The 25,124-nt window shown below is 54.0% G+C and carries 19 protein-coding genes and 1 other annotated feature; of the genes, 14 read left to right on the top strand and 5 right to left on the bottom strand.

Going from position 1 to position 25,124, the window contains the following annotated elements; genetic code table 11:
• Positions 1-289 precede the first annotated feature (289 nt).
• Positions 290-2,014: an acetate--CoA ligase gene (gene acsA, locus EHV15_RS29355; RefSeq protein WP_128634356.1), complete on the top strand. Its 1,725-nt coding sequence runs from the start codon at positions 290-292 to the stop codon at positions 2,012-2,014.
• Between the two features lie 65 nt (positions 2,015-2,079).
• On the opposite strand, the gene EHV15_RS29350 is transcribed toward acsA, so the two are convergent.
• On the bottom strand, positions 2,080-5,184 hold the full coding sequence (locus EHV15_RS29350) for a transglycosylase domain-containing protein (RefSeq protein WP_128634355.1): 3,105 nt from the start codon (positions 5,182-5,184) through the stop codon (positions 2,080-2,082).
• 131 nt (positions 5,185-5,315) lie between these two features.
• Positions 5,316-5,581 (top strand) — a binding site (T-box leader).
• A gap of 64 nt (positions 5,582-5,645) precedes the next feature.
• Between EHV15_RS29350 and tyrS the strand changes: the two genes are divergently transcribed.
• From tyrS to EHV15_RS29335, 3 genes are all read left to right on the top strand, one after another.
• Positions 5,646-6,899, top strand: coding sequence for a tyrosine--tRNA ligase (gene tyrS / locus EHV15_RS29345; protein WP_128634354.1), 1,254 nt, complete (start codon positions 5,646-5,648; stop codon positions 6,897-6,899).
• A 626-nt stretch (positions 6,900-7,525) separates the two neighbouring features.
• The gene (locus tag EHV15_RS29340) at positions 7,526-8,653 is read left to right on the top strand and encodes a hypothetical protein (RefSeq protein ID WP_128634353.1); all 1,128 of its coding nucleotides are present in this window, start codon (positions 7,526-7,528) and stop codon (positions 8,651-8,653) included.
• Positions 8,654-8,759: 106 nt separating this feature from the next.
• On the top strand, positions 8,760-9,806 hold the full coding sequence (locus tag EHV15_RS29335; RefSeq protein ID WP_128634352.1) for a hypothetical protein: 1,047 nt from the start codon (positions 8,760-8,762) through the stop codon (positions 9,804-9,806).
• A gap of 97 nt (positions 9,807-9,903) precedes the next feature.
• Here EHV15_RS29335 and rpsD read toward each other — a convergent pair whose 3' ends face one another.
• Positions 9,904-10,503: a 30S ribosomal protein S4 gene (gene rpsD / locus EHV15_RS29330; protein ID WP_128634351.1), complete on the bottom strand. Its 600-nt coding sequence runs from the start codon at positions 10,501-10,503 to the stop codon at positions 9,904-9,906.
• 390 nt (positions 10,504-10,893) lie between these two features.
• Here rpsD and EHV15_RS29325 point away from each other — a divergent pair, with 390 nt between their 5' ends.
• The 5 genes from EHV15_RS29325 to EHV15_RS29305 all read left to right on the top strand — a co-directional run bounded on the left by EHV15_RS29325 (position 10,894) and on the right by EHV15_RS29305 (position 15,881).
• A complete protein-coding gene (locus tag EHV15_RS29325) occupies positions 10,894-12,867 on the top strand; it encodes a sensor domain-containing diguanylate cyclase (protein WP_128634350.1) in 1,974 nt (657 codons plus the stop codon).
• 152 nt (positions 12,868-13,019) lie between these two features.
• Entirely contained in the window at positions 13,020-13,856 is an 837-nt protein-coding gene (locus EHV15_RS29320) for a hypothetical protein (RefSeq protein WP_128634349.1), read from the top strand.
• A gap of 137 nt (positions 13,857-13,993) precedes the next feature.
• A complete protein-coding gene (locus tag EHV15_RS29315) occupies positions 13,994-15,109 on the top strand; it encodes an aminopeptidase (protein ID WP_128634348.1) in 1,116 nt (371 codons plus the stop codon).
• An 82-nt stretch (positions 15,110-15,191) separates the two neighbouring features.
• The gene (locus tag EHV15_RS29310) at positions 15,192-15,437 is read left to right on the top strand and encodes an HPr family phosphocarrier protein (protein ID WP_128634347.1); all 246 of its coding nucleotides are present in this window, start codon (positions 15,192-15,194) and stop codon (positions 15,435-15,437) included.
• 156 nt (positions 15,438-15,593) lie between these two features.
• Positions 15,594-15,881 (top strand): Fpa/YlaN family protein, encoded by a 288-nt coding sequence (locus tag EHV15_RS29305; RefSeq protein WP_036621560.1) that lies wholly within the window; start codon positions 15,594-15,596, stop codon positions 15,879-15,881.
• Between the two features lie 88 nt (positions 15,882-15,969).
• Here EHV15_RS29305 and cax read toward each other — a convergent pair whose 3' ends face one another.
• Positions 15,970-17,043, bottom strand: a complete 1,074-nt coding sequence (cax, locus tag EHV15_RS29300) for a calcium/proton exchanger (RefSeq protein WP_128634346.1) — start codon at positions 17,041-17,043, stop codon at positions 15,970-15,972.
• A gap of 166 nt (positions 17,044-17,209) precedes the next feature.
• On the opposite strand from cax, the gene EHV15_RS29295 reads away from it, so the two are divergent.
• The gene (locus tag EHV15_RS29295) at positions 17,210-17,572 is read left to right on the top strand and encodes an Asp23/Gls24 family envelope stress response protein (protein WP_128634345.1); all 363 of its coding nucleotides are present in this window, start codon (positions 17,210-17,212) and stop codon (positions 17,570-17,572) included.
• A gap of 277 nt (positions 17,573-17,849) precedes the next feature.
• Here EHV15_RS29295 and ftsW read toward each other — a convergent pair whose 3' ends face one another.
• Positions 17,850-19,085 carry a putative lipid II flippase FtsW gene (gene ftsW / locus EHV15_RS29290; protein WP_128634344.1) on the bottom strand — a complete coding sequence of 412 codons (1,236 nt, stop codon included), beginning with the start codon at positions 19,083-19,085 and terminating at the stop codon, positions 17,850-17,852.
• A 12-nt stretch (positions 19,086-19,097) separates the two neighbouring features.
• The gene (locus EHV15_RS29285; RefSeq protein WP_128634343.1) at positions 19,098-19,439 is read right to left on the bottom strand and encodes a YugN family protein; all 342 of its coding nucleotides are present in this window, start codon (positions 19,437-19,439) and stop codon (positions 19,098-19,100) included.
• 231 nt (positions 19,440-19,670) lie between these two features.
• On the opposite strand from EHV15_RS29285, the gene EHV15_RS29280 reads away from it, so the two are divergent.
• The 4 genes from EHV15_RS29280 to EHV15_RS29265 all read left to right on the top strand — a co-directional run bounded on the left by EHV15_RS29280 (position 19,671) and on the right by EHV15_RS29265 (position 25,022).
• Positions 19,671-20,840: an amidohydrolase gene (locus tag EHV15_RS29280; RefSeq protein ID WP_128634342.1), complete on the top strand. Its 1,170-nt coding sequence runs from the start codon at positions 19,671-19,673 to the stop codon at positions 20,838-20,840.
• Between the two features lie 46 nt (positions 20,841-20,886).
• Positions 20,887-21,306: a CBS domain-containing protein gene (locus EHV15_RS29275; protein ID WP_128634341.1), complete on the top strand. Its 420-nt coding sequence runs from the start codon at positions 20,887-20,889 to the stop codon at positions 21,304-21,306.
• Between the two features lie 117 nt (positions 21,307-21,423).
• Positions 21,424-23,115 (top strand): DNA repair helicase XPB, encoded by a 1,692-nt coding sequence (locus tag EHV15_RS29270; protein WP_128634340.1) that lies wholly within the window; start codon positions 21,424-21,426, stop codon positions 23,113-23,115.
• Complete coding sequence (locus EHV15_RS29265; protein ID WP_246061821.1) at positions 23,112-25,022, top strand: helicase-associated domain-containing protein; 1,911 nt, start codon at positions 23,112-23,114, stop codon at positions 25,020-25,022. Before EHV15_RS29270 ends, EHV15_RS29265 begins: the two co-directional genes overlap by 4 nt.
• Positions 25,023-25,124 lie beyond the last annotated feature (102 nt).

Below are 25,124 nucleotides of genomic sequence, written 5' to 3'. Positions count from 1 at the left end.
CCCCTAACTTATAACAGAAAAATGAAAAAATGAAAAGTGTAGCCTGCGCCGAAAAACCTGTGATATAATGTTCTCCGACATAAAATTTTCACATTTCAAAGCTTTTAACGTGGCGAATGATCTTGACAAATGGTACGGAAGTCTTATTTTTCGTTTCTTTCAATCAGAACGGATGCCTACCCGCTAACGAATGCTGTAGCAAAAGATTTACCTCACGCTCCAATGTATCCGTTTTCATGAACTTTGATCTACTGTTTTCTTATTTACAAAGATTAAGGAGGATGAAACGATGAGTCAACTGCAAGGGGAAATCATTGCGGCGGGCGTACCGTCGTCCAACATGAACAGCTACGAAGAAGCCTATCAAAATTTTAACTGGAGCGATGTGGAGAAGCAGTTTTCCTGGCATGTCACGGGCCGGGTAAACATGGCTTACGAGGCGATCGACCGCCATGTCGATGCCGGCAAGGGAGATAAACCCGCGCTTCTGTTCAGCGATCCGGCCCGGGAGGAATCCTACACGTATGAGCAGATGCAGGAGCAGACGAACCGGTGCGCCAATGTATTGCGCAAATACGGGATCGCCAAAGGGGACCGGGTATTCGTGTTTATGCCGCGGTCACCCGAGCTTTATATCAGCGTTCTTGGGATTATTAAGGTGGGAGCCGTAGTGGGCCCATTATTCGAAGCTTTTATGGAGACGGCGGTCAAAGACCGGCTGGAAGACAGCGGAGCGGTTGCGCTCGTCACGACGCCTGAACTGCTGCCCCGCGTCAAACGGGAGGAGTTGCCGTTGCTTAAAACGATCTTCGTCGTCGGCGACAACGTGGCCGCGGAACCCGGCATCGCCGATTGGAAATCTGAGCTTGCAGCGGCTTCCCCCGAGGCCGAAATCGAATGGGTGAACCGCGAAGACGGACTTATCTTGCATTATACTTCCGGCTCCACCGGCAAGCCTAAAGGCGTTTACCATGTGCATAATGCAATGATCCAGCACTATCACACCGGAGATGTCGTGCTCGATCTGAAAGAAGGGGACGTGTATTGGTGCACGGCCGACCCCGGATGGGTCACCGGCACGTCCTACGGCATTTTTGCTCCTTGGCTGCACGGGGTAACCAATGTCGTCCGTGGCGGACGTTTTAGTCCGGCCGACTGGTATAGAACGATTGAGAAATATCAAGTGACCGTCTGGTACAGTGCGCCGACCGCTTTTCGGATGCTGATGGGAGCCGGGCAGGACATCATCCAGCAATACGATCTGTCTTCGCTGCGCCATGTGTTATCGGTCGGCGAGCCGCTGAACCCCGAGGTTGTCCGCTGGGGGATGAAGGTATATAACCGCCGGATCCACGATACGTGGTGGATGACCGAGACGGGCGGCCAACTGATCTGCAATTATGCGTCGATGCCAATCAAACCGGGCTCGATGGGAAAACCGGTTCCCGGCATTCAGGCCGCGATCATCGATGATAACGGCAAGGAGCTGCCGCCGTACCGGATGGGCAATTTGGCGATACGGACCCCGTGGCCGTCGATGATGCGGCTGATCTGGAACAACGCGCCGAAATACGAGGAGTACTTCCGGATTCCCGGCTGGTACATTTCCGGGGATACGGCGTATATGGACGAGGACGGGTATTTCTGGTTCCAGGGCCGGATCGACGACGTCATCAATTCGTCCGGCGAACGCATCGGGCCGTTTGAGGTCGAGAGCAAGCTGGTCGAGCACCCGGCCGTGGCTGAAGCCGGCGTGATCGGTAAGCCCGATCCCGTCCGGGGAGAGATCATCAAGGCGTTTATATCCTTGCGCGAAGGCTTCACGCCTTCCGAGGAGCTAAAGGCGGAAATCGCCAAATTCGTCAAAGAAGGGCTGTCCGCCCATGCGGCGCCGAGGGAAATCGAATTCAAGGACAAGTTGCCCAAAACGCGTTCCGGCAAAATTATGCGCCGCGTGCTGAAGGCTTGGGAGCTCAACCTCCCGGCCGGGGATTTATCGACGATTGAAGACTGAAGCAAAAAGCCCCTCCGAACAACGTTCGGAGGGGCTTTCCCTTGCTCATCTAGTTTTGGCGCCAACTATTTGCTGTACTGCACCGGAGACGACGCCGGAGATTCGCCCAGCACGTTCACGGCCGTAACTTTGACCCATACGGTGCCAGAGTCGGTTTTGAACGAATACTGCGTGTCGGCGGTGGAGCCAACTTTGGAATACGTGCCGTCCGCAGCATCGGATACGAATACGTTATAACTTGTGACGAGGTCCAGAGCCGGGTTGGCTTCCCAGCTTGCCGTAAACCCTCTCTCGTCCTTCTTTACGCTCACCTGGGCGGGAGAAGCGGGGAGCGGACCGCCGGTGGCGTTCTCCCCGGCCGTTCCTCCGTCTCCCGGCGTTTCGCCGCTGTCGTCCAGAGGCGTAACGCCGCTCGGGTTCATGCCTCCCAATAATCCGACAACCGCGCTAGGCGTGGATTCCTTGCCGGCTACGTCCACGGCCGTGACGTAATAAGAAGTGGCCGGGCCGGGGGCGCTGGAGTCGGTGATCGACAAATCGTCGCCGATGAGCGCTGCTTTTCCGGTATATTGGAACTTCACCCCGTCATCCGAACGGTACAGACGGTAGCCGACGACGTCTTTTTCGCCGTTCGCACTAAACGTTACTGTAGCCGATCCTCCGCCGGAAGCCAGAGCGACGCCCTCCGGAGCGGCAGGCGCTTTGCCGTCGTCGGCACGCGGGTCCGGCTTATACGGCGCGTCCTCGCCGGCATCCCTCGGCATGTAGTAGCTCAGCGCTCTGTGGCTGCCCCTCATGACGGAAAATGCGTTCTGCAGCTCCTTCACCAGCTCGGCGATCGGTTTATCGCGGCGAACGACCACTTTTTCGCGCTGCATATCGGACGGCGTCGTTTCCAGGGGCACGTAATTCACCCCATTATAGGTGACGTATTTCGCCCGCACCAGAACGTCTTCCGATTTCGTCGGGACGTATTTGGCGTTGAAAATATCCGTAACCAGCTTGCCGGCCTGCTGCGTCAACTGGGTCGGCAGCTTGCCGCTGTAGCCGGAGACCGTTTTGGTGACGATTCCGTCGGGTTTCACGAATTCTTTCGTAACAAACAGGTCCGGTTCGTTTTCGGTGACCTCGTTCATGACGAGCGACCATATTTTGCGGGCCCGCGATTTACCGGCATCGGACAGCGTGTTCACCGAATCTCTATAGCCGATCCATACGCCAAGCGTCACGTCCGGCGAATAGCCCATAAACCATACGTCCGCGTAATTTTGCGTGGTTCCGGTTTTGCCGACGACGGGAATTTTTCCGTAGTTTTTAAAATCCCTTTTGATCGAACTGCCTGTCCCGTCTCGAATAACGGTGCGCAGCATATCGGTCATCAAATAAGCGGTTTGCTCGGAAAACACCTGCTGCGGTTCGATTTCATGTTTGTAAACGACTTTGCCTTTCCCATCGACGATTTTTTCGATCATGTAGGCGTCGGTGAATTTTCCGCCGTTCGGGATCGCGCTGTAGGCGTTCGTCAGCTCCTCTACGGTAACGCCGTATTTCAGGCCGCCGAGCACGCCGGTTTGCGCATTATAGTCCTCGTCTTCCAGCGTGGTGATCCCGAGTTTTTTGGCGAAATCCCAGGCTTTGTCGATGCCGACGATGTCGTTGAACACCCTAAGCGCCGGGATGTTGCGGGATTCGTTTAGCGCTGTTCTCGCCGTAACCAGCCCTTTGTAGCCGCCGCTGGAGTTTACGGGAATGTGGTACCCCTTTTGATAATCCCGTAAAATGATCGGCGAATCGTCAATGATGCTGGCCGGTTGAACCAAGCCCGCATCAAGCGCCGGCAAATAAGCGGCGATCGGCTTCATCGTGGAGCCGGGCTGCCGTTTCATTTGCGTCGCGTAGTTCATTTGCTCGGTATAGAAATCCCGCCCCTCGATCATGCCCAGAATCGCACCGGTATCGTTGTCGAGCATTATCGCCGCAACCTGCTCCAGCCCTTTCTTTTCACTGTATGGCGAGAAATTATCCGCATTTTCGGAAACTTTGTGCATCGAGTTGTATACCTGTTTATCGATCGTGGTATACACTTTGTATCCCCCGGTCAGCAGTTCCTGCCGGGCATCCTCGAGAATCTGCGGGTTGCTTGCCGCCTGTTCCTTGGACAACTCGGGATTGCGCAGCGTTGCAAGCACGATAGCGCCTTGCCGCTCCGTCTCCAGCATCAGATAAGGATAAGTGTCGTAAGCTTTTTTGGTTTGCCGCGCCAGCGAACCTTTCAGATCAAAAGCCAGCGCCTCCTGATACTGGGCGTTGGTAATTTTGTTCTCTTCCAGCATGCGCTGCAGCACGAGCTGCTGGCGTTTCATCGCTCTCCCGAAAGCGTCCTCGTTAAATTCCCCTTTGCCGTTAAAGGCCGAATAAGAGGAGGGAAGCTGCGGAAGACCGGCCAAATAAGCGGTCTGGGCGATGTTCAGGTCCTCCAGATTGGAGATGTTGAAGATCCCTTTCGCCGCCGCTTTGATCCCGTAAACCTGGTATCCGTTTGACCCGTTGCCGAAAGGAACTTTGTTCAAATAAGCCGTAATGATTTCTTCTTTGGATAAAAAACGCTCCAGCCGGAGCGCCAGCAGTATTTCCTTGACCTTCCGGTCTTCCGTGCGTTCTAAATTCAGGAAGACGCGCCGCGCGAGCTGCTGGGTCAGCGTACTCCCGCCGGTCTGTACGCTTTCATGGAGCACCCTTTGTTTCACGGCCCGGAGCGTTCCTTTAAAGTCGACCCCAATATGCTCCTTGAAATGGTTGTCCTCAATCGCAATCACCGCATCGATGACCGATTGGGGGATTTGCTGGTAAGAAACCGGACGGCGGTCTTCCTCCGAGCGAAGCTGGCCGATCGCCTGCCCGTCGCGGAAATACGCGAAACCCGTCATCTCGTTATAATTGATTTTTTCTTCAATGTCGGCTCGCGACCGCACGGGATCGTCCTTGACGATCGAGGAGACGTAACCGAACACGGCGCCCCCCGCAAACAGAAATCCCGCAAATCCAAGGAGAACGAGCCAGCCTAGCGTCGCCCAGATCCAGCGGCCTTTCCTGCGCCGCCGAACCGGTTTGCCGCTCCGTGTCCTGCGCTTTTTTTGCTGGCCGGAGTTGTTTTCTTTATCATGAGCCATCAATGATCCTCCTTTATAAACAGCAACATTATAGCATAAAAAAGGTCTATTGGTTGTTTTTTCATCCTATTTGGGCAGAGGTTTGACTTCTTAAACGGGATTATGTTATATAATAATTTAAATGCATATCGTCAAAGGCGTGGAAAGACTTAGTAGAAAGCGGAATCCCGCCGCTCAGAGAATCGGTGGAAGCTGCGAACCGAATGGGCGGATCCCTTTTGAATTACCGTCTGGAGCCGTCCGGGGGAACGCGGTCTTAGCCGCAAGTAGTCCGGTTCCGGGATGACCGTTATAGGAATGAAGTGAAAACCGTTTCGTTTGTTTGGTTGCGGCCTGCGGCAGGTAAACGGCGGTTTTAATTAGGGTGGTAACGCGAGCGCTCCTTCTCGTCCCTTGGGACTGGAAGGAGCTTTTTTGCGTTTGGCGGTTGTTCCAATTTTTAATCTGGAGGAGTGTTTGTCATGAAGTGGGAAGAGTTGACGCCTGAGCAGCAGGCGGAGGTGGAGCGCCAGTTAAAGGTGATTTCCCGGGGGGTTGTTGAGATTGTCCCGGAGGATGAACTGAGGCAAAAGGTGATGAAATCGGTGGCGACCGCAACGCCGCTGAAGGTTAAGCTGGGGCTTGATCCGTCGGCGCCTGACATTCACGTCGGGCACACGGTCGTGATGCAGAAGCTGCGCCAATTTCAGGAGCTGGGCCATCAGGTTCACCTCATCATCGGGGATTTTACGGGGCGGATCGGCGATCCGACCGGCAAATCGGAAACCCGCAAGGAGCTGACCGAGGAAGATGTGCTGCGGAATGCGGAAACGTACCGGAAGCAGATTTTTAAAATTTTGGATGCGGAAAAAACGAAGGTCCATTTTAACTCCGAATGGCTGGCTCCGATGACGTTTGCCGACGTCGTCAAGCTGGCGGCCAAAGTGACGGTAGCCCGGATGCTGGAGCGGGACGACTTCACCAAGCGTTACCAAAGCGGTCAACCGATCAGCATTCACGAATTTTTCTACCCGCTGATGCAGGGGATGGACTCCGTGGCGCTGGAGAGCGATATCGAGCTGGGCGGAACCGACCAGAAGTTCAACCTGTTGATGGGCCGCACGCTGCAGAAGGAATATGGCAAAGATACCCAGATTGCGATCATGACGCCGATTATTGAAGGTCTCGACGGCGTGCAGAAGATGAGCAAAAGCCTTGGCAACTACATCGGCATCGACGAGGAACCGAACGAAATTTACGGTAAAGCGATGTCCGTGCCGGACGAGCTGATGTTGAAATACTACGAGCTTGTGACGGATTTGTCGGACGATGAGCTGGAAGCTCTCGCGGCAGGCCTCAAAGCGGGCAGCGTCCATCCGCGCGACGCGAAGATGAAGCTGGCTTATACGCTGGTCCGGATGTACCATGGCGCAGATGCTGCGAATGCCGCCCAGGAGCATTTCGTTACGGTGTTTCAGCAGCGGGCTTTGCCGGAGGATATCGAAGAGAAGGAAATCCCGGCCGAAGAGCTGGAGGAAGGGAAGATCCGCCTGATCAAGCTGCTGACGCTGATCGGCTTCGCTGCCTCGAACGGGGAAGCAAAACGCAGCATCCAGCAGGGGGCGGTTAAACTGAGCGAAGAGAAGCTGACCGACCCGAATGCGGAGGTCGGGTTGTCCGGCGGAGAAGTGATTCAAGTCGGAAAACGGAAATTCGCGAAGCTGACGGTGAAATAAAGAGAATCCAGCCCATTCGATTGAAGCACCTGAATTAAAGATTTAGTGACGTTATAGAAGCGCCGGAGCGAATTTCTCCGGCGTTTTTTTAACCTTTTTATAAAATTTCGGGCATGGTAGAGGGCGACCGCAGGTAGAGAGGGGAGGAGAAGAGGGACCTAGGGGGGGGCTAAGGGACACCAGAGCCGTTATTTGCGAAAATACGGGAGTTTGCAAAATGTAACGGACACAGATGACCTTATTTACCTCAAATCGGCCTGGATGAACGGGTTTAGAGCGAAATAGGGTCGTCTGTGTCCGTTAGGCTGGGAAATACCCGGGAAATGGGCGAATAAGGTCGCTGGTGTCCGTTAGAGCAGCGTCCAAAGTTTAGGAAGAGCCTCCAATCGCTCCAAAGTAGAAGTCAGAGCAACTAAAGGACGCCGTCCGGCGTTTTTTTTATATCACAGGGGGCAGCAGGAACGGTACAAGCTGCACCAGCTCAGGCCGAGAAGCGGAGCAAACTCTTTTTTGGAAAAAATTATTGATGTTTTAAAAACTTTTTTGCAGGCCCATCCGTTTACGCCATGTGTCAACCGATCGGAACATGAGACACTAAAAAATAGGCGGAAGGATGGAAAGATAAAATGAAGCACAATTTTTACAAAGTTTTAAGCACGGCCGCACTGGCCGCAATCATTGCCGGTGCAGGGACGATTGGCGTGATGCGGGCTGTGGAGGCTGCTCCGGAAGCGAAGGCTGCCACAGCCGAACAAGCCGAACATGCCGTACAAGCCGAACAAGCCGGGAAAACGGCCGGTTTGGGCCATGTGGACCAAGAGCTGATCGGCGCCGCGCAAGCGAAGCTCAAAGAATTTGTAGAGCGACCGGTTACCTTCATTAAGGCGGAAACCACAAAACTCGGCGATGAGGAGGCCGTCTGTTTCGTGATCAGCGAGACAAAGATGGGATCTGAGACTTCCCCTAACGAAAATGTAACGGTAAAACACGACGGTACGGTGGTAAATCTCTTTCTTGGCACCTCGTATAAAGAACTTAACGATACCACCAAGGCAAAGCTGGACCTCGCTTGGAAGCAAGCCCTTAACACAGATTCAAGCGACATTGAGCGCGTGTTTGTTCATTATACAAATTCAGAATATTATTACACCGGATTGAATTATTCCAACATAACGGCTACCAACAGCAAAAACGAGTCTGTTGATCTTATGGGCGGAAAACTGGATTATGTCAGCGGAAAGTTGAAGGAGCAAGAGGTACCGGCCGCAATCAAAAAGGCGGCTGCCGAGGCCCTTTCCCGCGCCGGAGCGACAGCGAAGGGAAGCCCCGATGTAACCTTCGGCAACAAACCGAACGAAAAGAAAGTGTACTATTTTACCTACAGAGAGACGAATAAGGGAGAAGTGAAGGTTAATATTGAAGAAACGACCAACCGGCTGCTCGGCCTGAGCTTGGAGGACTCGTCCCTGCTCAAGGACCTCTCCCAAGTAAGCAAGGAAAAAGCGGAGGAAGAAATGAACGCCATCCATGAACAAGTGAACGGATACAGTTTGGACGAGTTAAAGAAAGCGGCCGTAGAGCAGGCCAAAGCGATGTTGAATCTGGACTTGTCGGAATACAAAGCCGCGAAGCGGGATGAAACATCCAAGTCTTCTTACCATAATTCAGTAGTCTTTACCAAAGAAGGCGCTCCTAGCGTAACGGGTTACTTTAACGCCAAAGGTTTTTTCCACGGCTTTAATATTGAGCAATAACCGGAGTATATTGGCCGCGAATAGGCTGGATTTATATCCGTTTACGCAATGTGTCGTCCGAATCGGGAACAGGCACTAAAATCAGTTAGGAGGAAGGAAAGACAAAATGAAGCACAATTTGTACAAAGTTTTAAGCACGGCCGCATTAGCGGCGATCATTGCCGGTACGGGAGCCGCGGGGGCGTCTGGATCGGTACAGGCAGCGTCGATAGCGGAGGCCGCACAAACCGAGCAAACGGTCAATCTAAAAAATGTAGACCAGAAGCTGATCGACGCCGCGCAGACCAAGCTTAAAGAGCATGCCAAGGGATCGGTTTCCTTCAGCAAGGCGGAGACTACGGAATATAACGGCGAGGTGGTCAGTCTCTCCTGGCAAAAAAACGGCAAATTAGCCGGTTCGGTGTATGTGAAGCCTGACGGTAAAGTGGTTAGAGTCTATCTTGATCTAAAATATGCACAACTAAACGATACGTTAAAATCTAAGCTGGGTACTGCCTGGAAACAGCTCTATAAAAAAACGGCCCCGGGATTTACGAAGCTGGACGTTAATTATTTGGAAGACGGTTCTACCGATATCATGGCTTTTTGCAATAACGAGCGTATTACCCTTGTGGACGGAAAAGTGAAAAGTGGTGGCGGATCGCTGAAATCGCTGCCGGCGGTAATCCAAAAAGCGGCAACCCAGGCGCTTTCCCGCGTCGGAGCGAAGGCGAAGGGCAGTCCGAGAATATACTTCAGTCTCGAGCCGAACAAGAAGAAGGTATATGGCTTGGAATACTCTACCAATAAAGGGGATATTGAGCTTGAGATTGAAGAAACGACCAACCGGCTGCTCAGAATCGACTTGGGATATATGTCCTTGACCAAGGAGCTCACCGAAGTAAGCACGGAAAACGGGAAAGAGGAAACAAAAGCCATCCGTGATAAAGTGAACTCTTACAGTCTGGACGAGTTACAGAAATCGGCCGTAAAGCAAGCTAAGGAAATCATGAATCTGGATTTGTCGGGATACAAAGCGGCGCGTAATGATGAAGACAACGATTCTGAGTATGCCTATCACGATTCCGTTGTCTTCACCAAAAAAGGAGCTCCTACCGTGACGGGATTTTTCAACTCCAAAGGAGTCTTCTCCGGCTTCAGAATTGAACAATAAAGCAACGGGATCTCGGATGTTCCCGTAAACAGGCCGTCCTTTATACGGCGAAACGGCCCAAGTCGAAATCGACTTGGGCCGTTTGCGTTGCAAAATCTTAACGGTTGTAGAACTCGACGATTTGCTTCTCGTCGATGTCTTGCGACAGCTCCGCACGTTCCGGTAAACGGATCAGTTTGCCTTCCATAGCGGTGTCATTGTACTCCAGGTAAGCTGGAAGATGCGAGCGGTTCTCCAAAGCTTCCTTAATGGAAGAAAGGCCGCGGCTTCTTTCACGCAGGCTGATCAAGTCGCCAATGCTTACGCGGTAAGAAGCGATGTCCACCTTCTTGCCATTGACGGTTACGTGGCCGTGGGATACCAACTGGCGCGCACCTGCGCGGGAGTTGGCGAAGCCCAGACGGTAAACGAGGTTGTCCAGACGGCTTTCGAGCAGGAACATGAAGTTTTCGCCGGCGATACCAGGCAGTTTTTGCGCTTTCTCGAACAGGGTGCGGAATTGCTTCTCGCCCAGGCCGTACATATGGCGCAATTTTTGTTTCTCGAGCAGCTGTGCGCCGTAGTTGCTTACTTTTCTGCGTTGGTTAGCGCCATGTTGTCCCGGAGGGAATGGGCGCTTCAAGTCTTTGCCTGTACCGCTCAAGGAAATGCCAAGGCGGCGGCTGAGTTTAAATTTAGGACCAGTGTAACGTGCCATTGTATAGGTAGACTCCTTTTGGTTTGAAATTTCGTGTAGGGTTCTACTTATGCGGGTTTTGTTTGCTGAGCGTAGGATAGATGATAATTACGCTCACTGACAAGAAAGTTCAGCCGCTGTCCTGTCAGCAACAAAAACCGAGAGGGTGCTCGCATGCGTTACGCCCTAATCAAGACTCTATCCAGTCTTTATCAACAATATATATTATATGAATCGGATGCCTAAAGTCAAGAAGAGGATTTTGTTTTAAAAGGTGTTTTTTTGTCGATAGGGCTTTTGTCCTAAAAATTTGATGCAAAACGACGTGGAAGATAGTAAAATACAGTTAGCAAACAAGAACGGTTAAAGCAGAGGGAGGCAGCCGACAACCTCTATAAAGGAGTTTTCCTAATGGCAGACCAATCCCGAGGACACCCTACGTTGAACATGAACATCTCTTCAATGCTGCCGCGCCCGGAACAGGAAGGAGGCTGCGCAGATTGGCTGCAGCAGCTGGATATTACCGCCTACGATTACCCCTATATTGAACCGGTTATTCTACAAGCCTACAGGGACTTATGCAAAAATGTTTCCGAAATCGCCGAGGGGGGCGAGGTCCGCTTTTTTGTGGCGCACCATGACGGAGAGCTGATGATTTCCGGGACGGAGGAGGACGAGTCTTCCGAGGATCGGGGGGACGCCTCCCATGTTGCCGGAATCATTTCCCGCTGCATCGAGGTTGCCGGTCCTGCGGTTATTCCGCAGGGGAGATTCGTCTATGCGGCGGCCCCCATCTATACGCGGAGAGAAGGCGAAATGTTCGCCGTGTTCGGTTGCCGGCTGCAGGATGCCCCCGATTATGAAGGGACGGGTGCCAAGCTGTTTATCCGTGCGGTGGCGCTGCATTTCCGGACATGCTTTTACAAAGCTTTTGAAGCCTTGTTCATCGCGGACATGCTGCTCGTTCAGCAGCGCGCCAAACGCGAGGAGCATCGCCGTTCGAAGCTGTTTCAGGTCGTGCAGAAGCTTCACGACAAAATCGATGTCGATTCCGTCCTGTCGGAAGTGTTTGAAAGAGTATCGGGCATGTACCCGGCAGCCAAGCTTGAACTTTTGATGTCCCAGGACGACTTAAGCCGCGATCCGCGGGTAAAACTGCTGCAGTTGCAGGGGCCCGAGGAGCAGTTTTGCGTCAAAGCGTTTATGGAAGGGCAAATGCTTAGCCGGAAGCTGCATGGCCCCTTGGGAGAGCTATTGCTCGAAATCGCCGCCCCGCTAGGCGGAAAGCAGGGAGTCTACGGCGTGTTTCGCCTGCTGATTCGGCGCGATCTGATCGATGAGTTCGATCTGCAGCTGATCGGCATGCTGGCGGATACCGCAGGCGTCGCCTTTGAAAACGCCAAGCTGTACCAGCAGTCCAATTTGCTGATCAATGAGCTGCGGCTGATCAACGAACTCACCAAACGCCTGAATCAAAGCTTGAAGCTGAAAGAGGTTTTCCGGTTTGCCAGCGACGAGCTGCTATCGATTTTCCAGGCGGAGTACTGCTGCATCTCCCAGCTCCATAAAGAAACCGGAACTTTCGAGGTCATGTCCACAAATGTACCCGGTCTTTCGAAACGGACTTTTCCGGAGGATTATGGATTTTGCGGTTTGGTGTGCTCCACGCAGGAACCAATCATTTTGTCGGATTATCAAGTGTACGGTAAAGTATCCTCCCAAATGATGGAAGTAACAAAAGCGCGCTCGCTGATTGCCGCTCCTTTGATCGTCCGGGGAGAAGTGAACGGGGCGATCATGCTGGCTCACCGGGAAGGGCGGTATTTTTCCTACGACAATTACAAATTGCTGCAGGTTCTTTCTTCGCATATCGGTTTGGCTATCGCCAACGCCCTGCTGCATGCCGAGGTGCGCAGAATGGCCAACAGAGACATGCTGACCGGACTTTACGCACGCCACTATGTGGATGACGCCATCCAGCAATTTCAGAAAAAAGACAGCAACGGTTCGTTGATCATCGTCGACATCGATCAGTTTAAACAGGTCAACGACACGTACGGGCATCAGACCGGGGATAAAATCCTTCAGCAGGTATGCACGATCGTCAAAAGCTCGATACGTAAAACGGATATCGCCGCCCGTTGGGGAGGCGAGGAACTGGCCATATATTTGCCGGGGGCCGATGCGGAAAACGCCTATCGGATTGCGGAAACGATTCGGCTCCGCGCCGCGATGGATACCGATCCTGCCGTAACGGTGTCGTGCGGCATTGCCGAATGGGCGCAGGGAGACGGGAAGGTCAGCGTAGAATCGCTTTTTTATGAGGCGGATATGGCGCTCTACAAAGCCAAAAACAACGGGAGAAACCAGACGCAGCTCGGGTAAAAGGTGTTCCGGAAAGCGGCAAGTCCGCGAACGGAACACCTTTTCTTTTGCGCATAGATTTCCCGCGCCGGAGGCACGATATTGCCGAATGCAGTTGTTGAATCCGCCGTTAGGCAGCGGTGAATTTCAAAGACGAGAGGCGCGGAAAGCATATGCTGAAAAAAGCTAGGGGTTATCGGAAACTGATCTGGATAATTTTGCTTGCGGCCGTTTTGTCCGCCTGCGGCGAGCCGAAAACCGGCGACCAATGGTTTGACTTTACTTGGTCCGGGCTGGCGGGTTGGGACGGGCTGACCTTTCGCGGTCTTGCTTCGCTTCAGCGGGGAGAACATAACATGCCGGAGGAGAGCATCAGCTATACGGGTCAGCTAAATAATCATCGCGAACTTAGCATAAGGGCGAAATCAGCGGCCCAAGGCGACAAGAATCGTTTTCGAGCGGCCGGATTGACCGCCGCCTCAGGATACGAAGCGAAGCTCCGCCTGCAAAACGGAAGCTGGCTGCTGCAGGCGGATCAAAGCAACGCCCTCCTGCATGGAATGAACCGCTTGAACCCGCTCGATCAGTTGGAGGATATCCGCTTTGCCGTCAAGAAGAAAATTACGCTGGAAAGCGGAGCCGCGCGCGGCACCAAAGTGCTGAGAATCGAAATGGACCCAGCTGAAGCCGGAATTCGCTTAAAAGATGAGCTTATGGCGGAGATGAGCCTGCTTGGGACGGACCTGGACAGCAAACTGGCGGCCGTTTCTCCAAGCCGGAGAAATCAAGTGCGGGCCCGGCTATCGTCCATCTTGTCGGCGGGCCACGAGCAATTGCTCGGGATGCTTGAGGATATGGAGGCGAACGTGCTTTACCATCTGACGATCAACCGCAAAACCGGGCTGCCCTCCCGTTTGACCTCGGAGACCAAGCTGAAATATTTAACGCCGCAGGGACAGCCCCAGCAGGAAGTGCTGCGGACGGACAACAGGTTCGAGAATTATAAGTAGAATTGGGGCGGGCTGACTTCCTGCGATGGCCGTGCTACAATAGTAGAAGAATTAACCATTGGTTAACACGCGGGTTCCTTGAGCGATGCGTTCGTGCGAAGGGAGGTCCCGCTCCATTTTTGAGGAGGGAAAGCCATATGCGAGATCCTAGAATACAAAAGCTGGCGGAAAATCTGGTCGGTTACTCCGTAAATGTTCAGCCTGGAGAAAATGTGCTGGTTGAAATGATCGGCGAAGAACGCGACTTGTTAAAAGCGGTTATTGAAGAGGTCGGAAAAAGAGGCGGAAACGCGTTCGTTGAAATTACCGACCGCACCGTTCAGCGGACGCAGTTGAAATACGCCACCGAGGAAAGTATGAAGACGTGGGCGGAATACGACTTGAAGCGGATGGAGATGATGGACTGCTACATCGGGATTCGGGCGGGTTCCAATGTCAACGATTTGTCCGACGTGCCTGAAGACAAAATGAAGTTGTACAATGCGCTTTACTCCCATCCGGTACATAGCGAGCAGCGGGTCAAGAAGACGAAGTGGGTCGTGCTTCGCTATCCGAACGCCAGCATGGCTCAATTGGCCAATACAAGCACGGAGGCTTTTGAAGATTTTTATTTCAACGTCTGCAACCTCGATTACGCCAAGATGGACCGGGCTCAGGACGCGCTGGCTGATCTGATGAAGCGCACGGATAAGGTACGCATTGCCGGCCCGGGAACAGACCTTGCTTTTTCGATCAAAAACATCGGTGCCGAGAAATGCTCCGGCCAGAAGAACATTCCGGACGGTGAAGTATACACCGCACCGGTGCGCGATTCCGTGAACGGGACGATTAGCTATAACGCGGCGACGCTGTACAACGGCGTTACGTTCGAAAACATCAAGTTCCGTTTTGAAAACGGCAAAATCGTCGAAGCGACCGGCAACGATACAAAACGCTTAAACGAAATTCTTGATTCCGACGAAGGGGCAAGATATATCGGGGAATTTGCGATCGGCTTCAATCCGTACATCCTGCATCCGATGAAGGATATTCTGTTTGACGAAAAAATCGCCGGCAGCCTGCATTTTACTCCTGGCCAGGCCTACGATGAAACGGATAACGGCAACCGTTCGTCGATCCATTGGGATCTGGTGCTGATTCAACGTCCGGATTACGGCGGCGGGGAAATTTATTTCGATGATGTGCTGATCCGTAAAGACGGTATTTTCGTGCTCCCTGAGCTTGCGGCGCTAAATCCGGAAAACTTGAAATAACGAGGAAAATCCTTGCTTGGAAAGCGGATTCAATGTATGATTGAAGTATGTTATTTTCAATGTTAATCACGGAGGGATCTCAATGGCCACGAACAATGAAGCGGTAGTTGAAATTGCCCAAGCAGCGGGCAAGTTTACTTCTTCCATCGTGCTCCAAGCTGACAACAAGTACATCGACGTTAAAAGTATCCTCGGCCTTTTCACCACGCTCGTGAATACGAAGAGTTATGAGCTTCACGTTCACGGACCGGATGCCGATGAGGCGAAAAAAGCGATGAGCGAAGTTTTCGCCAAGCACGGCTTAAATGTAAAATTGGTAGAAGATTAATCGAAAAGCGGAAGACACTCCAGTCGTTTTGGCGGGGGTGTCTTTTTACGAGGATAGAGTTTGTTTCCCGCAGGTTCTTGTATTGGCCCTCAATTTCGTCTAATATTAGGAATAGAGTAGCTATGAAAGGAACATTGGACATAGGGGGGAAGAAGCATGACTTCATCTGAGTTACAGGAGCAACTGAACCTGAAGGCACTTAATCTTCTGCAAGAAGATGCAGATAAAATAGAGAAGCTGATCGAAGTACAGATGGAGAACTTGGCCACACGTTACTGCCCTCTCTATGAGGAAGTGCTGGACACCCAGATGTATGGATTCTCAAGGCAGGTGGATTACGCGATTCGCGTCGGACTGATTGAGGAAATGGTAGGCAAACAAATTATAAGCAGACTGGAACGGAATCTTGCCTCGCTTTATGAAGCCATGAACAAGAAAAAGTGACCTGCAGGTCAGGCATGCATATAGCCCATAAGACAAAATACAAGCGTATGATCCGGAAATTTTCGGCCATACGCTTGTTTTGTTTTTCTTACACGAGGTAAAAAGAGACGCCGAGAATCGCGTATACGGCCAGCAGCAGCAATCCTTCGTACCAGTTGGTTTGGCCGTCCTGGGTAATCGATTTGGCGATAAATACGGATACGCCGATCGCCGCCAGCTCGATGACCGTAAACACGATATCCATGGGCCGTCCGAACAGATGGCTGACGAAGATCAGCACCGGCGCAACAAACAAGGCGATCTGCAAGCTGCTGCCGACGGCGATCTCCACGGCCGCCCCGATTTTGTTTTTCATGGCGAGCATGATGGCGGCGCTGTGTTCGGCCGCGTTGCCCACGATCGCAACGACGAAGGCACCGACGAAAAGTTCGCTAAGCCCAAACTTGGCGGAGAACGTATCCAAGGTGTGCACCAGCCATTCGCTGACGAAAGCGACCATAACGGTGGCTAGAATCAGATACAGGATCGATTTGCCTCTGGACCAGGCCGGTTCATGCTCATGCTCACCCGGCAGCTCATCACCTTTTTCGGTGATATCGGCCAAATAGTTTTTGTGGGTAATCATGGAGAAAACGAGCCAGAGCAAATAGGCGGCGATGAGGATGCCGGCGACGACCAGGCTTAACGTGGTGCGGTCCTCCTCATGCAGCACATGGGTTTGCAGAAATACCGCCGGGACGAATAAGGCGATGATCGCTACGACCATAAGTGACCCGCTCATGCCCGCCAAGGCCACATTATACTTTTGCACCTTGTGTTTTAGACCGCCCGCAAGCAGGCTCACCCCCAAGACGAGCAGCAGGTTGCCGATGATCGATCCGGTAATGCTGGCCTTCACCATATCAAATAGGCCTTCCCTGACGAGCAAAATGGCGATGATCAGTTCGGCGGCATTGCCGAAGGTGGCATTCAGAAAGCCGCCGAGGCGCTGTCCTGCGTAATGGGCGACGCTTTCCGTCGCTTTTCCCAGAAAGCCGGCCACAAAAATAACGGCGATCGCGGAAATGATGAACTCCAGTGTCGCCGGCCAATGCGCATAATGTCCGATGGCGCTTAGTGCAAAGAAAAGAATGAGCAAAAATGGGGTTAAGTACTTTCTCATAATACACCTCAAATTGTAGTAAATTGTCAGAACTGAATGATCAATTCTCCCTAAATATAACCAATAACGTGAAAATTATAAATCAAAAATAATTAGCCGGTCTACATTTGCTTTAAAGCGACTTACCATTTACAATGAAATTAATGAGGTTGAAGGAGGTATGACCATGACCGAACAACTGCAGTTGGATAATGGGCTAATTCGGATTTCGGATGACGTCGTTGCAAAAATTGCCGGAATGGCCGCCCTGGAAACACCGGGAATTGCAGCGATGTCCGGCGGGCTGTCCGAGGGCTGGGCGAAACGGTTAAGCGGCAAAAATGTGCAAAGAGGCGTCACGGTGGAAGTCGGTCAATTGGAGGCGGCGATTGATCTAAGGATTATCGTCCTTTACGAGACGCCGATTCACGAGGTATGCCGGATGCTTCAGCAAAATGTCCGCGAAGCGGTAGAGAGTATGACGGGGCTTAAAATTGTGGAAGTCAATGTGAAAGTCGAAGGCGTAGCGTTTAAAGATGACGAGATGTAATCGATCTTTGACCTTCTGCAGTAATATAAGTGCGTGAGCAACCTCTATTAAGGTTTGGCTTTCGCTCTCGGATTATCTGCAGCATCGGCTGGCATAACAAAAGGGGTTGTCCCGAAGCAGTTTCACTGCTTGGGCAACCCCTTTTTTTAGAGATCAGAAAGTGTAAGTTTCGGAGCCTCGGCTTCCTGATATCGCAATAAAAACTACCGCTGAACGCGGTCTGTCTTCTTTGAGAGTACGTCGATAAACGTTTTCTTATATGTGAGAACTTCGCGATTTAAATCTGACGCCGGCTCCGAAAATCGTAAACAGCCGATTCTCTGACGACGACCGATTTGGTCCGTTCCTGCTTTGCTGGAAGCGTCGATTCGCGCGAGATGCTCAGCACGATGCCAATGGATATCATCATGGTCAGCAGGGAAGAGCCCCCGTAGCTGATGAACGGCAGCGTTACCCCGGTCATGGGAATGGTGTTCGTGACCCCGCCGATATTGATGAAAGCCTGAATGGCGATGAGCCCCATGATGCCGACGCCGGTCAACGTGCCGAACGTACTTTGGCAGCGCAGCGAAATAAGCAGGCCTCGCCAAATAAAATAAATGTAAAACAGCAGGAAAAGCAGTGTGCCGATAAAACCGAACTCTTCGCCAATCACGGAAAAAATAAAATCGTTATACGCGTTGGGCAGATAGTGCAGCTTTTGAATGCCTTGTCCGAAGCCGGTTCCCGCAACTCCGCCGTGCCCGATGGCCGTGAGCGATTGGAGCAGATTATAGCCGGTTCCCAGGGGATCCTGCGTAGGATCCAAATAGGCCTGAATCCGGCCTACCTTATAGTTAACCTGGTCTTCCGCAGATTCGCTGGGGTGAATTTTGTCCCACAGCGCTCCGGCGGCCAGCACGATGCTGGCTCCGAGTACGAGCAGCCCGATCGAACCGAGGATGTGCTTCAGGTTCGCACCCCCGGCGAAAATAATCAGCCCGGAGGTGGCGACGAGGATCATGCAGGAGCCTAGGTCGGGCTGCAGCATGATCAAACCGGCGACAAAACCGACGATGACCATGACCGGGATGTACCCGGTCCTTAAATCCCGGAAGCGCTCGCCTTTTTTCGATATCAGGGCGGCCAGGTATAAAATCGTTGTGATTTTGGCCAGCTCCGTCGGTTGAATGCCCAGCGTACCGATGGCAAACCAACTGGTCGCCCCGTTTCTTTTGTCACCGATAATGGGGACGAGCACAAGCAAAAGGATGGCTAGAATAAACACGGGCACAAACAGTTTTTTGTATTTGTCATAACGGATATTCATCGTCACGAACATGAAAACCAGTCCGAGACAGGCAAAGATAACCTGCCGCTTGGCAAAATACATCGAATCGCCCTTACTAATCAGCGTGACGTTGGAGCTGGAGCTAAATACCATGATGATCCCGAACCCTACCAGCAGCAGGGTGAGAATGAGCAATTGAAAATCCGGGGTCCCGCGTCTGGGTTTATCCGCTTCGTCTCTCATAGGCTTGCGGCTTTAAGCCTCAAGAAGTTCCTTCAATTCGGTCAATTTATAGCTTGCGGTTTTCATCACCGTCGCGGGAATTTCCGATTCGTATTCCAGTCCGTGCGGGAAAGTGGCCCGCCCCATGTAGACCGCTTCAATAGCCAGGACCGTATCCGGACGCTCCAATTTGCCCTCTACCGCGCGCGTGTTGATGCGCAGGTAATATTCGTCGTTGTTGTGTTCGATTTTATAGTCGTATGTAGCCCGGTAATATTCCCATTGCCACCGCACAAATCCGACCTTTTCAGCGGATTCGTCCAAATAAGCCAGGTCGCTTTTTAAGCCGTTCAAACCGCTATTCTCCACGATCATGCAAGAAATGCCCCCTTAATTATGACTTTTCAACAAATTCGATTGATTCTCTACCTCATGATATTATGTTTCCACCGCTTGTGCAAGCGCCGGAAAACGCTGCCTTAAGGACGGTTTCGCCATCTTGGAGTGATTCCGTCTTCCTTTTTCTGCTACAATAGAGCTAGATTCCATTCGGGTCGGCTTTGCAAGCTAAAGAAGCGGTACTCGGATGAAGAGGAGTGGAAGACCATGGAACAGGACGTTGTACGCGCGTTGTTTCCGGCCATGGTGGCGCGGCGCAGACATTTGCACCGCCATCCCGAGCTGTCTTATCAGGAGAAGGAAACCTCGGGGCTTGTGGCGGAGAAGCTGAGAGAACTTGGCGCCGAAACCACCGTGAACGTAGGCGGTTTTGGCGTGGTCGGCAAAATCCGCGGCGGGATGCCGGGGAAAACCGTTGCGCTGCGGGCCGATATGGACGCCCTGCCGATTCAGGACGAAAAAAGCTGTGAATACGCCTCCGAGGTTCCCGGCGTCATGCACGCCTGCGGCCACGACGGGCATACAGCGACGCTGCTTGCGGTCGCGGAATATTTCAGCCGGATCCGGCCTGAGCTGCGCGGAGAAATCCGCCTGCTGTTTCAACCGGCCGAGGAGACTTGCCCCGGCGGAGCCAAAGCGATGATCGAGGACGGGGCGCTGGACGGCGTGGACGTCATTTACGGCGTGCACTTATGGACGCCGATCCCCGTGGGGACGGCGGCAAGCGCTCCGGGGCCGCTGATGGCTTCAACCGATGAGTTTCTCATCGAGATGCAGGGGCGGGGCGGACATGGCGGAATGCCGCATAAAACGGTCGACAGCGTCGTTGCGGCTTCCGCGCTGGTGCTGCAGTTGCAAAGCGTCATCAGCCGCTCCGTAAACCCGCTCGACCCGGCCGTTGTGACGATCGGATCGATCCAGGGCGGAACGGCGCAAAACATCATTGCCGACCGCTGTAAACTGGCGGGTACGGTCCGCTGCTTCAGCGAGGAGTCGAGGGCGCTGATCCGCGAGCGGATTCACGCTCTGGCTGAAGGGACGGCCCAAGCCTATGGGGCGAAGGCCGACGTCAGTTATATGATGGGTTATCCCAGCCTCGTCAACGACGAGAAGGAAACCCGGCGTTTTTTTTCCGAGGCTCCGGGGGTGTTTGGACTTCGGGCGGAGACGTCGCCTCCAATTATGCCTGCCGAGGATTTCGCCTATTATCTGCAAAAGGTTCCGGGCTGTTTTATGTTCGTCGGGGCGGGGAACCCTGATAAGGAATCCGTTTATCCGCATCATCATCCGAAGTTTGATATCGACGAAGACGCGATGCTCCACGCTGCCGGTCTGCTGATCGCCATGGCGGAATCGTATCAGAAGGAGCATGCATAATTATTTTCCCGCTTTGGAACTCTATATCCGAAGGAGGGATTTTGTAGTGAGAAAAGTAGCCGATATCATGACGGACGAAGTCGTTACCGTAACCGTCCGGGATAACATCTATGAGGTTGCCGTTAAAATGAAAGAAAACGATACCGGTTTTATTCCCGTCGTCGAAGGCGACAAGCTGCTCGGCGTCATCACCGACCGGGATTTGGTCATTCGCTGCATGGCGGAGAAACGTCCGAACTCCACGGCGGTTGATGAGATCATGACCCGCGGAATCAAAACGGCATCGCGCGACATGTCCGTGGACGAAGCTGCGGAGCTGATGGCCGAGCAGCAGATCCGGCGCCTGCCGGTCACCGAAGGCGACCGGCTCATCGGGATCGTATCGATCGGCGATTTGGCCGTGCGCAATATTTTCTCGGACAATGCCGGAGAAGCGCTGTCGGAAATATCGGAGCGGGTGCATTAATCGGCCGGACCTGAAGCGGCGGCCGGACACATCCGGGGGAAGTTCGCGGCCATGGAAGCGGACTTCTCTTTTTTTGCCCGTACCTAAGCGGTTACGGCACGAAAGGAGGAACAACTTGTGAATAAAGCGGGAGCCTGCATCGTTCAGCGCGATTTTACCGTGCTGCTGGAGAAGGATCACCCTGGTTTTGCAGCCGCGCGGGAGATTTTGTCCACGTTTGCCGAACTGGTGAAAAGCCCTGCTGTTTACCATACATACCGGATCACCCCGCTTACTTTATGGAATGCGGCGGCCGGCGGGCTGGATGCGGAGGAGATCATCGGGCGCCTGCGCTCGGTGGCGCGCTGGGATTTACCCGAAGGCGTCGCTCTCGACATCCGCAAATGGATGTCCAGATACGGCGCTTTAAAGCTGCATCCCGTCTTGGAGAATCCCGAGCTGATCGAACTGGAAAACCTGAGCCGGGAGGACGGCTTGCTGGATGAGCTCATCGGCCAGGTTGCGCTCCCGGAAGAAAAGCCGGCGGCGGCCGGCGTCCGAAACGTAAAGCTGCCGGCGAAGTACCGCGGGCTGCTTAAGCGGGAATTGGCCCGGCTCGGTTACCCCGTATTGGACGAAGCCGGATACCACAGCGGGAAGGCGATGAGCTTTACGCTGCGTTCATCCCTGCCGGACGGCAGGCCATTTCAGCTGAGACCTTATCAGCTTGGGGCGGTTGAGACTTTTGCGGGACAAAAGGGAAACGGGGGAAGCGGCGTTGTCGTCCTGCCCTGCGGAGCGGGAAAAACCGTGGTTGGCCTGGCGGCGATGGCGCGGTTTCAGTGCGAAACGCTGATTTTGACCTCCAACGTCACATCGGTGCGCCAGTGGATTTCCGAAATTTTAAGCAAAACGACCCTGTCTCCCGAAGCGGTCGGGGAATATTCGGGAGAGAAAAAGCTGGTGAAGCCTGTCACCGTCTCGACCTACCAAATACTGACTCATCGGAACCGGAAGGAGGAGGGCTTCAAGCATATGTCGCTTTTCAATGAACGGGATTGGGGTTTGATCATTTACGATGAAGTTCATCTTCTTCCGGCGCCGATTTTTCGGGCGACCGCCGATATCCAGGCGACCCGCAGGCTCGGGCTCACCGCTACGCTGGTCCGCGAGGACGGCTGCGAACGCGACGTGTTTTCATTGATCGGGCCCAAGCGGTACGACGTGCCGTGGAGAGATCTGGAAGAGGTCGGGTTTATCGCCCGCGTCGATTGCCAGGAGATCCGCGTGCCGATGCCGGATGATCATCAGGAAAAATACACCCTGGCCGAAGGGAAGGAAAAATTCCGCATTGCCGCGGAAAACCCGCAGAAATTGGCCGTAGTAAGGCAACTGCTCGAAAAGCATCGGGGGCGGCAGATCTTAATCATCGGACAGTACCTGGAACAATTGAAACGCCTAGCCGCTGATCTCGGCGTCCCGCTTATCACCGGCAGTATGCCGCAAACGGAGCGGGGAAAGCTGTTTCAGGCGTTTCGTCAAGGGGGGCTTCCCGTTTTGGCCGTCTCCAAGGTGGCCAATTTCGCCGTTGATTTGCCGGATGCTTCCGTGGCCATTCAAATTTCCGGAAGCTTCGGTTCGCGTCAGGAGGAGGCGCAGCGGCTCGGGCGGATTTTGCGGCCGAAAAGCGATGGCAGCCGCGCCTATTTCTATACGCTTGTATCGGAGAATACGCGGGAGCAGGATTTCGCCCTGCGGCGCCAGTTGTTCCTGCTGGAGCAGGGTTACGAATACGCCGTGCGGCGGGAGCGGGAGGTGTTTGAGGCATGACGGGCCCGCAAGCGAACCATTTCATGGACTGGAACGGCGATGCCATGCAGCCGCCGCTGCCTTCGTCCGCGGAGCGGGCGCTCCGCCGGTTGTTTCGCCGGTTTGCCGGGCAGCCGTTTAAGCTTGAGCAGGTCAACTCGGCTGCCGCTGGCGACGTATCGGGCGCGGAGCTGCGCGCGGCGATGCCGGCGTTGCTGCGCCGGGGCGACATCAGGGCCGTTCGCAAAGCCTGGGGCGAAAAGCTGTATTATTTGCCGCTGGACAAGCTTTTGCAGCTGCAGCGCGTATGGCGGTATTCCGGCTTGAAACCGCTGGCCGGAGGACCGGCCAGCCTGCGGCGGGAAGCCAAGACCGGACTGGCTTTCGATTTGTTCCGAGCGCTTACTTATATCGCCGGAAACGGCTTGAAATTAACGGCTAAAGGCACGATTCACCAAAAGGAGCTTGGCAAGCTGACGGGCCGGTTGCAGCTGACCGAACGGGATGTGGCCGGCCTGGGATTAAAGTATCCGCATGCCGACGTTTATTCGCCGCAGCTGGCGATCGTGCTTGATCTGCTGCAGGCGCTGGGGCTGATCGCCAAAGAACGGGCGGCGTGGCGCCTGAACGACGGGGCGCTGGCGTCCTGGCTTGCATTGGACGTTCCGGCGATGAATCGGGTGCTGCTTCGCCACGCCTTGCAGCGCTATGTTCCGGCGGAGCCGGGGCTGGCGCATGTTGTGCTGCGCCTCGCCGCACCGGATCTGCAGGCGGGCGAGTGGTATTCGATTGAAGAACTGCTGGGCACGCTGCTGGATCAGGGGATGCTGGCCGATTCGCTTCCCAAGGAACGCCAGGACTGGATCGGCAGCTGGCTTGCGGCTTGCGCCGGATTTGGCTGGATGGACCTCGGGGAAAATCCGGAGGACGGGTTAATGTTTCGCTGGCGGATCGGGAGGGGTGAGCTTGCTTTCTTTCCTGAAGTCGGTTCGGGTGAAGCTTCGGGAAAAGTCATCGTCCAGCCGGATTTTGAAATTCTCGTGCCGCCGGACGTTCCTTTTTCGGTGCGTTTCGAGCTTGAAGCCTGCTGCGAGCACGTCGCGACGGATGTGATGAGCGTGTACCGGCTGACCCGGGCGAGCGTTGCTGGGGCCGCCCGGTACGGCCGCACGCCGGAGGAGGTGTCCGCCTTCTTGACCGGGCATGCCGCCTTCGTCCCGGAGACGGTGCTGAACGCGCTCGAACAGTGGGGAAGGGAAATCGGCCGGACGTCGCTTGCCGAAGTGCTGCTGCTGCGCTGCGCCGACGCCGAAGCGGCCGCCAGGATCGCTTCGCTTTCCGCGCTGCACGGTGCTGTGGAGCGGATCGGGCCGCTGGATTTTATCGTCGCCGCAGGAAGGGAAGCGGAGGTGCGAAAGGCGCTCGAGGGCGAACGGCTCGCTCCGCCGGGCCGCGGTTCTGCCGAAACGAAGCTCGAATATCCGAGGCTGACGGGCCAAGGTTCCGCACCTTCGGACGCTTCCGGCATCGGCTGGCTGGAGGAAACGGGCGGACAAGGCTGGATCTACCAGGGAACGGACCTGCATTTTTACGAGCCTGATGATGAGCTTCCCGGCGACGAGCAGATTTTTCCCGGGCTCCGGGAACTGCCGCCGATGTGGTGGAAGGAACAGAGGTCTTACCACCATTCAACGGCGCGTCAAATCATTGCTCAGGCCGAGGCGTGGCAAACGATGGTCGCCTTGCAAATCGGCGGGGAAACGCTTCTTTGCCTGCCCCTGGAGCTTCGCGGCGATGAGGATTGGAGCGTCAAGGTTCGCACGCTTCCTTCCCCATCGGGAAAAGGGCCTGACGAGGGACGGGAGATGTGGCTGTACCCCGGGGACTGGCGGGCCATGCGGCTGATCGTGCCCGAAATTGCGCGGTAAGCCGGGGATTAGGAAGGATGAACCCCTTCTTCTTATAGCCGGATTGTGATATGATTATGTCGTCTACCTCCGGTGGATAATAAGGAGCAGAATCGAGTTGAA

The sequence above is a fragment of the Paenibacillus oralis genome (assembly GCF_003863965.1).
GTDB lineage: Bacteria > Bacillota > Bacilli > Paenibacillales > Paenibacillaceae > Fontibacillus > Fontibacillus oralis.
This window is presented reverse-complemented; position numbering and strand designations above follow the sequence as displayed.

Coding starts and splice junctions, on each gene's coding strand:
- acsA (WP_128634356.1), top strand. CDS start 290: ATGAGTCAACTGCAAGGGGAAATCATTGCGGCGGGCGTACCGTCGTCC.
- ftsW (WP_128634344.1), bottom strand. CDS start 19,085: ATGAGAGACGAAGCGGATAAACCCAGACGCGGGACCCCGGATTTTCAA.
- EHV15_RS29315 (WP_128634348.1), top strand. CDS start 13,994: ATGCGAGATCCTAGAATACAAAAGCTGGCGGAAAATCTGGTCGGTTAC.
- EHV15_RS29265 (WP_246061821.1), top strand. CDS start 23,112: ATGACGGGCCCGCAAGCGAACCATTTCATGGACTGGAACGGCGATGCC.
- EHV15_RS29340 (WP_128634353.1), top strand. CDS start 7,526: ATGAAGCACAATTTTTACAAAGTTTTAAGCACGGCCGCACTGGCCGCA.
- tyrS (WP_128634354.1), top strand. CDS start 5,646: ATGAAGTGGGAAGAGTTGACGCCTGAGCAGCAGGCGGAGGTGGAGCGC.
- cax (WP_128634346.1), bottom strand. CDS start 17,043: ATGAGAAAGTACTTAACCCCATTTTTGCTCATTCTTTTCTTTGCACTA.
- EHV15_RS29285 (WP_128634343.1), bottom strand. CDS start 19,439: ATGATCGTGGAGAATAGCGGTTTGAACGGCTTAAAAAGCGACCTGGCT.
- EHV15_RS29280 (WP_128634342.1), top strand. CDS start 19,671: ATGGAACAGGACGTTGTACGCGCGTTGTTTCCGGCCATGGTGGCGCGG.
- EHV15_RS29325 (WP_128634350.1), top strand. CDS start 10,894: ATGGCAGACCAATCCCGAGGACACCCTACGTTGAACATGAACATCTCT.
- EHV15_RS29350 (WP_128634355.1), bottom strand. CDS start 5,184: ATGGCTCATGATAAAGAAAACAACTCCGGCCAGCAAAAAAAGCGCAGG.
- EHV15_RS29305 (WP_036621560.1), top strand. CDS start 15,594: ATGACTTCATCTGAGTTACAGGAGCAACTGAACCTGAAGGCACTTAAT.
- rpsD (WP_128634351.1), bottom strand. CDS start 10,503: ATGGCACGTTACACTGGTCCTAAATTTAAACTCAGCCGCCGCCTTGGC.
- EHV15_RS29295 (WP_128634345.1), top strand. CDS start 17,210: ATGACCGAACAACTGCAGTTGGATAATGGGCTAATTCGGATTTCGGAT.
- EHV15_RS29310 (WP_128634347.1), top strand. CDS start 15,192: ATGGCCACGAACAATGAAGCGGTAGTTGAAATTGCCCAAGCAGCGGGC.
- EHV15_RS29335 (WP_128634352.1), top strand. CDS start 8,760: ATGAAGCACAATTTGTACAAAGTTTTAAGCACGGCCGCATTAGCGGCG.
- EHV15_RS29320 (WP_128634349.1), top strand. CDS start 13,020: ATGCTGAAAAAAGCTAGGGGTTATCGGAAACTGATCTGGATAATTTTG.